The sequence below is a fragment of the Pseudonocardia sp. MH-G8 genome, assembly GCF_002262885.1.
GTDB lineage: Bacteria > Actinomycetota > Actinomycetes > Mycobacteriales > Pseudonocardiaceae > Pseudonocardia.
This window is the reverse complement of the sequence record NZ_NKYF01000058.1, coordinates 1-10,705: the sequence shown is the minus strand read 5'-3', so window position 1 is coordinate 10,705 and position 10,705 is coordinate 1. Positions and strand designations below refer to the sequence as shown.

General features: G+C 70.6%; 10 protein-coding genes. 6 read left to right on the top strand and 4 right to left on the bottom strand.

The genetic code is table 11. The features are described 5' to 3' along the window. Positions 1 to 443: 443 nt before the first annotated feature. The gene (locus CFP66_RS46745) at positions 444 to 1,451 is read right to left on the bottom strand and encodes a 1-aminocyclopropane-1-carboxylate deaminase (RefSeq protein WP_094932041.1); all 1,008 of its coding nucleotides are present in this window, start codon (positions 1,449 to 1,451) and stop codon (positions 444 to 446) included. 40 nt (positions 1,452 to 1,491) lie between these two features. Here CFP66_RS46745 and CFP66_RS46740 point away from each other — a divergent pair, with 40 nt between their 5' ends. Beyond that, positions 1,492 to 2,148 (top strand): GntR family transcriptional regulator, encoded by a 657-nt coding sequence (locus CFP66_RS46740; RefSeq protein WP_094932040.1) that lies wholly within the window; start codon positions 1,492 to 1,494, stop codon positions 2,146 to 2,148. 221 nt (positions 2,149 to 2,369) lie between these two features. Beyond that, the gene (locus tag CFP66_RS46735; protein WP_094932039.1) at positions 2,370 to 3,389 is read left to right on the top strand and encodes an aldo/keto reductase; all 1,020 of its coding nucleotides are present in this window, start codon (positions 2,370 to 2,372) and stop codon (positions 3,387 to 3,389) included. Between the two features lie 44 nt (positions 3,390 to 3,433). On the opposite strand, the gene CFP66_RS46730 is transcribed toward CFP66_RS46735, so the two are convergent. Next, positions 3,434 to 4,288, bottom strand: coding sequence for a sugar phosphate isomerase/epimerase (locus CFP66_RS46730; protein ID WP_094932038.1), 855 nt, complete (start codon positions 4,286 to 4,288; stop codon positions 3,434 to 3,436). Between the two features lie 271 nt (positions 4,289 to 4,559). Between CFP66_RS46730 and CFP66_RS46725 the strand changes: the two genes are divergently transcribed. Beyond that, positions 4,560 to 5,462 (top strand): alpha/beta fold hydrolase, encoded by a 903-nt coding sequence (locus CFP66_RS46725; RefSeq protein ID WP_094932037.1) that lies wholly within the window; start codon positions 4,560 to 4,562, stop codon positions 5,460 to 5,462. Positions 5,463 to 5,574: 112 nt separating this feature from the next. Further along, entirely contained in the window at positions 5,575 to 6,081 is a 507-nt protein-coding gene (locus tag CFP66_RS46720) for an AAA family ATPase (protein ID WP_158228481.1), read from the top strand. Positions 6,082 to 6,273: 192 nt separating this feature from the next. On the opposite strand, the gene CFP66_RS48910 is transcribed toward CFP66_RS46720, so the two are convergent. Continuing rightward, positions 6,274 to 6,579 (bottom strand): class I SAM-dependent methyltransferase, encoded by a 306-nt coding sequence (locus CFP66_RS48910; protein WP_198962154.1) that lies wholly within the window; start codon positions 6,577 to 6,579, stop codon positions 6,274 to 6,276. Between the two features lie 85 nt (positions 6,580 to 6,664). Here CFP66_RS48910 and CFP66_RS46710 point away from each other — a divergent pair, with 85 nt between their 5' ends. Next, positions 6,665 to 7,717: a questin oxidase family protein gene (locus CFP66_RS46710; protein ID WP_094932035.1), complete on the top strand. Its 1,053-nt coding sequence runs from the start codon at positions 6,665 to 6,667 to the stop codon at positions 7,715 to 7,717. A 45-nt stretch (positions 7,718 to 7,762) separates the two neighbouring features. On the opposite strand, the gene CFP66_RS46705 is transcribed toward CFP66_RS46710, so the two are convergent. Then, positions 7,763 to 8,893, bottom strand: coding sequence for a serine hydrolase (locus CFP66_RS46705; RefSeq protein ID WP_094932034.1), 1,131 nt, complete (start codon positions 8,891 to 8,893; stop codon positions 7,763 to 7,765). A gap of 461 nt (positions 8,894 to 9,354) precedes the next feature. Here CFP66_RS46705 and CFP66_RS46700 point away from each other — a divergent pair, with 461 nt between their 5' ends. Continuing rightward, positions 9,355 to 10,608 carry an HNH endonuclease signature motif containing protein gene (locus CFP66_RS46700; protein ID WP_094932033.1) on the top strand — a complete coding sequence of 418 codons (1,254 nt, stop codon included), beginning with the start codon at positions 9,355 to 9,357 and terminating at the stop codon, positions 10,606 to 10,608. The last annotated feature ends 97 nt before the right edge of the window (positions 10,609 to 10,705 follow it).

The following is a 10,705-nucleotide window of genomic DNA, read 5'->3' as shown; positions in this document are numbered from 1 at the left end:
CGGGACATGGCCGCAGGGGGAGCTTGTTGCCGGATGGGTCGGGCGCGTACCGCGGGCGCTGCGTCGATCACGGGCACATGGTGGTCGGTCGATCTTCGACCACGACCATCCGCCAGTGATCGACGCTGCCGGTCGGACGTGGCCCGCGGTGATCGATCTGATCAGTACCTGGGCGCGGGTGCTGCGACGGTCGCGTACGTGTCGGGGTGATCAGGGCCGGGTGATCGGTGCGAGAAGTGCGTGGGTGCTGTCGCGGCGACGGTGGCGTACTTGTCGGAGCGATCAGGGCCGGGTGATCGGTCCGAGAAGTGCGTGGGTGCTGTCGCGGCGACGTCAGGTGCTTCTCGCAGCGATCACCATCACGCGTCCGGGGCCCCAATTCGGCAACACGCTCATATACGGCCGTCGTGCACCCGACTGCTGATCACACTCGCCGCAGCTGCTCAGCCGAACGCACCGGCGTACGCGTTGAGCGCGGGCTGCCCGCCGAGGTGCGCGTAGAGCACGGTGGAATCCGGCGGGATCTCGTTCGCCCGGACCAGGTCGATCAGCCCGGCCATCGACTTGCCCTCGTAGACCGGGTCGATGATCATCCCCTCGAGCTCGGCGGTGAGCCGGATCGCGTCGATCGTCGAGGCGACCGGGATGCCGTAGAGGTCACCGGCCCAGCCCTCGAGCACGCTGATCTCGTCGTCGCGCAGCGCCCGGCCGAGCCCGATGAGGTCCGCGGTGTGCCGGGCGATGCGCGCGACCTGCGCGCGGGTCTGGTCGATCGTCGCGGACGCGTCGATGCCGAGCACGCGCCGCGGGCGGTCCTGGCCGGCGAACCCGGCGATCATGCCGGCGTGCGTCGAGCCGGTGACGGTGCAGACGACGATCGTGTCGAAGAAGACCCCGAGCTCCTGCTCCTGCTGCGCCACCTCCTGCGCCCACCGGGCGAAGCCCAGCCCGCCGAGAGGGTGCTCGGAGGCACCGGCCGGGATGCCGTAGGGCACTCCCCCTGCCGCGCGGACCTCCTCCATCGCGCTCTCCCACGAGTCCTTGATCCCGATGCCGAAGCCGGACGGGTCGAGGCGCACGTCGGCACCCATGATCCGGGAGAGCAGGATGTTGCCGACCTTGTCGTTGACGACGTCGGGCCAGTCGACCCAGCGCTCCTGCACCAGGCGGGCCTTCATCCCGAGCCGGGCGGCGACCGCGGCCACCTGCCGGGTGTGGTTGGACTGGTAACCGCCGATGGAGACGAGGGTGTCCGCGCCCGCGGCGAGCGCATCGGGGACGACGTACTCCAACTTGCGGATCTTGTTGCCGCCGAAGGCCAGCCCGGAGTTGCAGTCCTCGCGCTTGGCCCAGATCTGCGCACCGCCGAGGTGACGGGTCAGCCGTTCCAACCGGTGGACGGGGCTCGGCCCGAACGTCAGCGGGTACCGGTCGAAGTCGTCAAGGGACATGCTGCTCCTCGTTCCGTGGGGCGTGTGGGCATGATGGGGTATGCCGGTTCCCGTGGCGGGCGCGTCCGAACAGCGTCAGTTGCTGCGCGACAGCGTGTTCGTGCGCATCCGCGACGCGATCATCGAGGGCACCCTCGAGCCCGGCGAGCGGCTGCTCGACGGTGAGCTGTCCGGCTGGCTCGGCGTCAGCCGCACACCGATCCGGGAGGCGCTGGCCCGGCTCGAGTCGGCGGGCCTGGTCGCCACGAAGCCCGGGCGCTACACGATCGTCAGCCCGATCGACGCCCGCACCGTGGCCGACGCGCAGGCCGTGACGGCCGCGATGAACGAGCTCGCCGTGCGCACGGCCGTGCCGCTGCTCACCGGTGCGGACCTGGCGGCGATGCGGGAGGCGAACGACGCGTTCGACGCCGCGCTGCGGGCCGGCGAGGTGGCCGCCGCGATCGCCGCCGACGACGCCTTCCACCGGGTCGCCGTCGACCGGGCCGGGAACGACGCCGTCCGCTCCGTCCTCGACCAGTACACCCCGGTGCTCAGGCGGGTCGAACGTATCCGGTTCGCGTCGTTGCGCGGGCGGGACTCCGTCGCGCAGCACGCCCGCATCATCGATCTCGCCGCGGCCGGCGACGCGGACGCGGCGGCCGTGGAGGCCCGGCGGAACTGGCTGACCCTGGACGCGTACGCACCGGCGGACTGAGCGGCCGCTGCGCGCGGGCCCGTGCCGGCAGACCATGCGCTCTCCTCCTCGTGCGATATGCAAAATATCGCGCACTCCGCCCCTGGTCAATGCCGTGCGGACGGTCGGCGGCCCCGAGCTTGCCAACCGGAACATTGCTCCGTATCGTTATCGGAGCAGGGTTCCGCTTGCCCATGATGACCATGTGCATCGGCCCGGACCACTTACGGAGGAACACGCTCATGCAGTACCGCACGTTGGGCCGCACCGGTGTACAGGTCAGCTCCCTCGCGCTCGGCGCGATGAATTTCGGCAAGATCGGGCGCACGAGCCAGGACGAGGCCACCGCTCTCGTCGAGGCCGCTCTCGAGGGCGGGGTCAACTTCATCGACACCGCCGACGCCTACAGCGCCGGCGAGTCGGAGGAGATGGTCGGCAAGGCCATCGCCGGCCGTCGCGACGACATCGTGCTGGCCACGAAGGCGAGCCTGCCCATGGACGACGAGCGCAACCATCGGGGCGGTTCGCGCCGCTGGCTGGTCACCGCGCTGGAGGGCAGCCTGCGTCGGCTCGGCGTGGACCACGTGGACCTCTACCAGGTCCACCGGTGGGACCCGAGCGCCAGCGACGAGGAGACGCTGTCGGCGCTGTCCGACCTGCAGCGGGCGGGGAAGATCCACTACTTCGGCACCTCGACCTTTCCGGCCTACCGCCTCGTGCAGGCCCAGTGGGCCGCCCGCGACCGGCAGCTGGGTCGATACGTGACCGAGCAGCCCAACTACTCGATCCTGCAGCGCAGGATCGAGACCGACGTCCTGCCTGTGGCCGAGGAGTACGGTCTCGGCGTCCTGGCCTGGAGTCCGCTGGCCTCGGGCTGGCTGTCGGGTGCGATCCGCGAGGGCCGGGCGGTCACCACGAACCGGTCCGGGTTCATGCCGCAGCGCTTCGACACCACCATCGCGTCCAACCGCGCCAAGCTCGACGCTGTCGAGCAGTTGGCCGGCGTGGCCGACCAGGCCGACCTGACCATGATCCAGCTCGCGCTCGGGTTCGTGACCGCGCATCCAGCCGTGACCAGCGCGCTCGTCGGCCCCCGCACGCCGGAGCACCTGCGCTCGCAACTCGCCGCCGCGGACACCGTGCTCTCCGCCGACGTGCTCGACGCGATCGACGCCATCGTCGCACCCGGGGTCGACCTGGCCCCGCACGAGAAGAACGACACCCCACCCGCGCTGCTCGACCCGTCACTGCGGAGGCGCTGAACCATGTCGGACACCCCGAGCTTCGGCGAAATCATGACCGCCCGCTAGAACAGCTCGCCGTAGCCGTACCGGTGCAAGTTGTCGTGCGAGATCCGCAGCGACTCCCACACGGTCCGGCCGTAGAGCTCGTCCTGCTCGACGAGCAGGTATTCCGCGCCTGAGCGGAGCGACGTCTCGATGATCGAACTCCAGTCGAGGTTGCCCTCCCCGACCTCGGCGAACTGCACCACGCCGAGCCACGCGGCCTTCCAGGCGTCCATCTCGCCCGCCGCGTGGGCGTCGATCGCCGCAGCGGAGGGCCAGCCGATCCGGTAGTCCTTGAGGTGGACCATTCGCACGCGGCCCGCGTGCTGATCGATCACGCGCGCGGGGTCGAGACCGCCGCGGGCGATCCAGTGCGCGTCGAGTTCGAGGCCCACGTTCGGCGAGTTCTCCGCGATCACGTCGAGCAGGTAGCGCCCCTCGTGCTTGGCGAACTCGACGTGGTGGTTGTGGTAGTAGAGCCGGATCCCCTCGTCGGCGAGGCGGCGGGCCGCGGTGTCGGCCCGGGCGCAGAAGTCGAGCACGGCCTCCATCGACCGCAGCGCCGGCACCGGCAGCATGCCGATGCGCACCATGTCGGCGCCGAGCCTGCGGGCGTCGGAGACGATCTTGTCGAAGGAGTCCTCGAGCGAGTCGTTCGCGCCGCCCGGGGCGAGCGCGGCCGAGGTGGACGAGAAGGCGAAGCCGAGCTCGTCGCGAGCCTTCACGAGCTCGTCCACCGTGGCCGGCGTCAGCGGGATCTGGGAGACCTCCGCGACGCGGTAGCCGATGTCGACGACGCGGCGCAGCGTCTCGAATGCGCCGAGCTCCGCGACCGCGTCCTTGAGCATCATCGCCTGGACGCCGATGCGTGCCATGGGTTCCTCCCTGCGCGACTTGCCGGTATGCGGTGACAACGCTACAAGGAAGCGTTTTCCGCAGCCTGTCCTCACCGAGACGTATGCGCGCCGCCCTCCCGTGATCAGGTAGGGCTGCCCCCCACCGTTCCGTGGGGCGCCCCGGCTGATCTTGGGCTGCCGACCCTCCTAGCCTTCGTCGTATCCGCCGGGCGTCGCGAACACGCGAAGCACGTCCGCCACGGCGGGGAGCAGCCGTTGCCGACCTCGTCACCTTCTCGCTGGAGGAACCGTGTTCCGCCCTTCCCAGGCGTCCGCTCTGATCGCGCTGTGCTGCACCGTCGGCGGGGCGGTGCTCGTCGGTTGTGACGACGCCCCGCAGGCGGACGCGCTCAGCGCCACCGCACGGCCCACCGACGGGGACCCGTTCTCCGGCACGACGACGATCGATGTCGGCAGCGGGTCGGTGCACGTGTCCTGCTCGGGTGGCCCTGCGTTGGGCGAGCCGGTGATCGTCCTGATGGCGGGGGCGGGCGACCCGCTGGAGAAGCTCGCCGGCATCCAGCAGACCCTGAGCGAGGACCACCAGGTCTGCGCCTACGACCGGCTGGGCGAAGGCGCGAGCGACGCGCCGGACGGGCCGCAGGACGTCGCGAGCAGCGGGGAGGTCCTCACCGGGGTCCTCGACGAGGTCGCCGGGAACAGCCCGGTCGTCCTCGTCGGGCACTCCCTGGGCGGGCTGATCGCCGCCCGGTACGCCCCCGACCACCCGGGCGAGGTCGCGGGCCTGGTCCTGCTGGACGCCACACCACCGCACGCGATCACGGACACGATGAACCTGATCCCCGAGTCCGCCACCGGACCCGCGGCCGAGATCCGCGGCCAGATGATCGCGGTGGGCGACGGCCAGAACCCGGAGAAGCTCGAGGTCACCGACGGGGACGTCCGTTCCGCAGGGGACATCCCGGTGGAGGTGATCCAGCACGGACCGCACTTCCTCACCGCCATCCCCGACTACGGGCAGGATCTGGAGCGGATCTGGACCAAGGGCCAGAACGAGTGGCTCGCGGTGTCGAGCCGCAGCACCCTGAGCGTCGCCACCGAGAGCAGCCACCACATCTACCTCGACCAGCCCGACGTCGCCGTCCAGGCGGTGCAGCGCGTCGTGTCACAGGTCGAGGAGGATGCGGGGTGAAGGCGAACGGTGCTCGGCGGGTTCATCCGGAGCGGCAGGGCCAGCAGCACCGTTCGAGCGTGCCCACCATGAGGAGCACCACTGCTGTGCGCCGTCGTGTGAGGCTGCGGTAGTGCCTCCTCGTCGCGTCGTGCTGTTGAACGGCCCCGCCGGCGTCGGCAAGACGACCATCGGTCGACGGCTCGCCGAGCGCTCGCGCAACGGCGTCTGCATCGAGGGCGACGCGCTCAGGAACTTCGTCGTCTCACGTGATCGACACCGGCCACGCGGACTCGCGTTCCGAGCAGCGGGCGCGTTGACCGACGTCTACCTCGACGCCGGGTTCGAGCTGGTCCTGTTCGACTTCGTCTTCGAAGGCGAACACCACCTGGAGCCGTTCCGCCGATCCGTGTCGGCCGGCACCGCGGTCCAGGTGGTGACCCTCTGGGCGCCGCTGTCGGTGGTGACCGCTCGCGAAGCGGCCCGACCAGGACGTGCCCGGCTCGGCGCCCGCGTCGAGGAGTGCTGGAGCTCGATCCAGCGCAACCTCGACGCGCTCGGCGCCGTCGTCCCTGCCGCTGGCGCCGTCGACGACGTGGTCCGCGAGGTCGAGCGCGCCATCGACGATTCCCCGCAGTGACGGGCTGGCCCAACGCTTTTTCCCGGTCAGGTTCTCCGAGCGTCGACGAGCCACGCGCTGTGACCGCCGGGATCGTCGGTGACCTCGATGGTCGCCGCCTCGATGGAGTTCACCCGCCACCCGTCTGCGAACCACGAGGTGATCTCGTCGCGGGTGAGCCGATGCGGTCCATCCTGTTGGACGGGCACACGATCACTGATCGGCCACCCGGAGTGCGTCGTGGCGTAGGAAACGAGCGCTCAGCCCGCGCGCACGCGCCTTTCCCCTGGCCACCTCCAGCGCGGACCCGGCCAGATCGATACCGGTGGCAGCCAGGCCGCGCTCGGCGCACATGAGCAGTAGTTCGCCGGTGCCGCAGCCCACGTCGAGCACCTGGCCACGGATCGCGCCTCGGTCGGCCAGCTCCAGGAACACCCGTTGCGGGCGGCCCAGATCCCGTGGCCGCGGGGTGGCGTAGAGCGCGTCGGGATCGAAGCTCCTGACCACGTGATCGGACATCCGCGCATCGTGGCAGAGCGGCGGGCCCACATGCCGCTCGACTGCTGCTTGACCTGAACCTGGGTCGAGGTCGAAGACTGACGAGATGACGGATCACGTCCTGCTCGATGCCCTCGACCGGCTCCACGACACCGGTCCGGAGTTCGACGACTTCCTGGCGAACCACGGCCCGATGGCGGCGGAGGCGCTGATCCGGCTCGGCGGATCGGATGCGGTCGCCAGGTGGGTCGACCACTACCTGCCCCGCCTCGGCCCCGCACCCGCCGTCGTCAGGGGGATCAGCGACACCGACTGGCAGGAGCACCTCGGCGACGTCCGGCTCGCCGGCGACTGGACCACCTACCTGCGACGACAGGCCCGCGACCTGCCGTGGCACGACCTGCTGCTCCGCTGGTGGCCACGGCTGCTGCCGGGTATGGCGGCCAGCGCCACCCACGGCGTGATCCGCACCGCGCACGCGGTCAGGTCCCTGCGTGCGGCCGGGGACGAGCCCGACACCCTGCTCGTCGACGAGCTCGTCCACGGTCTCGCCCTCTGGGCAGCCCGCTACCAGACGTTGCCGGGTGATCCACGCCCGAAGGGCCCGCTCGACGCCGTGACCGCCACCAGCCGCCTCCCCCGCCTCGACCCGGCGGTGCCGTCGGAAGGGCCAGGCATCGGCGGCCGACTGCAGTCGCTGCACCACCTGCCCCACCTCGCCGACGGGCTGGACGCGTGGAACGCACCATCCGTGCCCGACCAGGCCTTGGACGAGCTCGTCGGCGCTGCGTCGCGGGTGCTGGCCGCGCGCTCGGACATGCCCATCGCCTTCTGTCACGCGGTGACCGCCCCCGCTGCCGTACGGCTCGTACTGCCCGCGCTCCCCGCTCATCTGCAGGAGGCGAGCGTCGCGGCGAGCTGGCAGGTGGTCGGCGGCATCGTCGCCGCGTTCGCCTCTCCCCGGCTGCCGGCCGAATCCACCCCCGCCGTGGGCGACGCCGCGCCGCCCGTCGACGAGCTCGCCGCCCGCGCCATCGAGCACGGCGACGAGCACGTCATCAAACTGACCGAGGCGGCGATGCGGGAGTTCCGGCGCAGCGAGGACCCCACCCTCCTCATCGGCGCCGCCCGGTTCCGCGAACGCATCCCGGCGGCCTGATCGGGAAGCGGCAGCCAGGGGTCTGGGGCGAATGGCGCAGGACAGCTACCCGACCGCGGCGTAGATCGCGCGGCCGTAGGCGGCGCTGCGTTCCGAGCCGATGATGCCGGGCGCCATCCGGTTCATCATGTACGAGATCGTCATCCGTCGGCCCACGTCCATGACGATCATGGAGCCGCCCCAGCCGCCCCAGAAGCAGATCCGCTCGTCGGGGACCCAGGGCAGGGTGTCGAGTTGTGGCAGACCGAAGCCGATTCCCCAGCGCAGCGGGACGCCGAGCACCAGGTCCACTCCTCGGGCCTGCTCGTCGAAGATCAGGTCGATGGTGCGCGGCCGGAGCAGCCGCACACCGTCCACCTCGCCGCCACGCGCCACGACGGACAGGATCCGGGCCAGCGAGCGGGCGTTGCCGTGCCCGTTGAGGCCACCGAGGTCGGCCCGGCGCCAGGCGGGGGTGTTGGCGTGCTCGGCGCTGATCGGCGGGCCGGTGAAGGTCTTGGCCGCCACGCTGTCCGGGGACAACTCGGCCGCGGACGGGGGCGGCGGGACGACCGGCGCGATCCGGTGCCGATCCGCCTCGAGCGCGCCGATCTGGAAGTCGGCAGCCAGCGGCCCTGCGATCTGCTCGGCCACGAACCGCTTCAGCGGGACCCCGGTGACCCTCCGGACCAACTCGCCGATGAGGTGCCCGTAGTTCGACGCGTGGTAGCCCGAGGCGGCACCCGGCTCCCACCACGGGTCCTGCCCGGCATAGCGGGCCAGGGCGGAGTCCCAGTCGTAGAGGTCCTCCACCACGGCCGGCTGCTCCAGACCCGAGACCCCGGACGTGTGCGCCAACAGGTGCCGGACCTCGACATCCTGTTTGCCGTGGGCGCCGAACTCCGGCCAGTACCGCGCGACCGGCACGTGCACGTCCAACTCCCCGCGGTCGACGAGCACCAGCGCGGCCAGCGCGGTGACGGCCTTGGTGGACGACCAGACGTTCGTGATCGTGTGCTCGTCCCAGAGCAGGGTGCGGGCCTGGTCGCGGAAGCCGCCCCACAGGTCGATCACCCGCTCGCCGTCGATGTCCAGCACCAGCGACGCGCCCAGCTCCTCACCGGAGTCGATGTTGCGCTGCAGTGCCTCGCGGACCGCGTCGAACCGAGGTGCACAGCTTCCCCGCAGGTCGGCCACGGACTTCCCTCCTCATCGGGTTCAAGGTGTGGATCCGGCTCCGCCCGGCAGGGCGGCCGCGGCGTGTTGAACGCGGACCCGCTCCCACCCGCAGAGGTGCAGCGGCTGGTCGGCACACGGGAGTAAGGCAGGGTCGGCTCGGTGGTGGCCGCCTCGCCGCACACGCAGCGTATGGCACAGCTCCCCGCTCTCACAGCTGTGTCGCGGGCGGGATCGGCGCCGCCTGGACGGAACCGCCCCCACCCAGGGCCCTACAGATCCTGCGGTGGTCCCGATCCGCAGCCCAGAACGACCACGAGGAAGTGGCTACCTGATCAACCGACAGATGACGTGCGCAGCAGGACGCGACGTCACTCGTTGTTCTTCCACGCCGACCATTTCCCATGCAACGTTCACCATTGGAAACGGTGGCCACCCGAACGGACCATGCCATCGAACACCTGTTCGAGTAAACTCGGGGTATGTCCGCAGTCGCCACCGCATACGAACGCCTCCACGAGGCGATCTCGGAATTGCGGACGGCTGCGGAATCCGCTCTGGCCTCCGACGGTGAACTACTCTCGGTGTTGTCGGTGACCGAAGGCGTGTCACGGCAACTGGACTACCTCACCGTCTCCACCACCGCCGCCCTGCAACGGCGCGGCACGTTCGCCGAACGCGGCTATCGCAAACCCGAAGGCGCGTTGACCGACCTGCTGGGATGCGACTCCTACGAAGCGCGCCGCCGGGTCGTCGCCGCGGAGCAGGCGTGTGAGCAGATCGGGTTCGACGGCACCGTGCTGCCCGCCCGCCTCCCCGCCACGGGGAAGGTGTTCGCGGCCGGACACGCCGGGCTGCGTCACGTCGAAGTCATCGCCGCCCTGCTCAACACCCCCGAGGCCGGGCGGATCACCGACTGGCAACGCGCTGGGTTGGAAGAGCAGCTGGCCGGTATGGCCGCCGAGTACTCGCCCGGGCAGCTACGCAAGATCGGCACCCAGCTCCTGGAAGCCCTCGACGGCGACGGCCCCGAGCCTGATGACAACCCGCCCGAGCCGGTCAACCGGCTGCAAGTCCGTAAGCGTCGCGACGGGTCAGGCGGGACGATCAGCGGTCAATTCGACGACGCGGCGATGTTCGACGCGATCGCCACCGTCATCGACGCCAAAGCCAAGCCCCTCGGCCGCGATGATCAACGATCGACCGGGCAGCGTCAGGCCGAAGCCCTCGCCGATGCGTGTGGGTTCGTGCTCGCCCACGCCGACCACGCCACCCTCCCCGACACCGGCGGGCGGCGGCCGCACCTGAACGTGCTGATCCGGCTCGAAGACCTCGAAACCCGCGCCCGCTCCGCGATGCTCGACTTCGGCGGCCGCATGAGCCCCACCTCGCTACGGATGCTGGCCTGCGACGCCGCCGTCGTACCCATCGTCATGAACGGCGCCGGACAACCCCTCGACGTCGGCCGTTCCACCCGGGTGATCCCCGACGGACTACGCCGGGCGGTCACCGCCCGCGACCGCGGATGCGCCCACCCAGGATGCGACCGAACACCATCTTGGTGCGAAATCCACCACATCTGGGAGTGGGAGCACGGCGGCCCCACCGAACTGGGCAACCTGGTGAGTCTGTGCAAAGTCCACCACCGCCTGATCCACGATTCCGGGTGGGTGGTGCGGATCCGTGACGGGTTACCGGAGTTCATCCCGCCGAAATGGATCGACCCGGGTAACTAGTCAGGTCGGCGGGGCCGCTTGATCGACATGTGAGATGATCTTGGTGTGCCGGTCGAGGGTGAGCGTCCGTCCTACGACGAGCTCGCCGCGCTGGTCG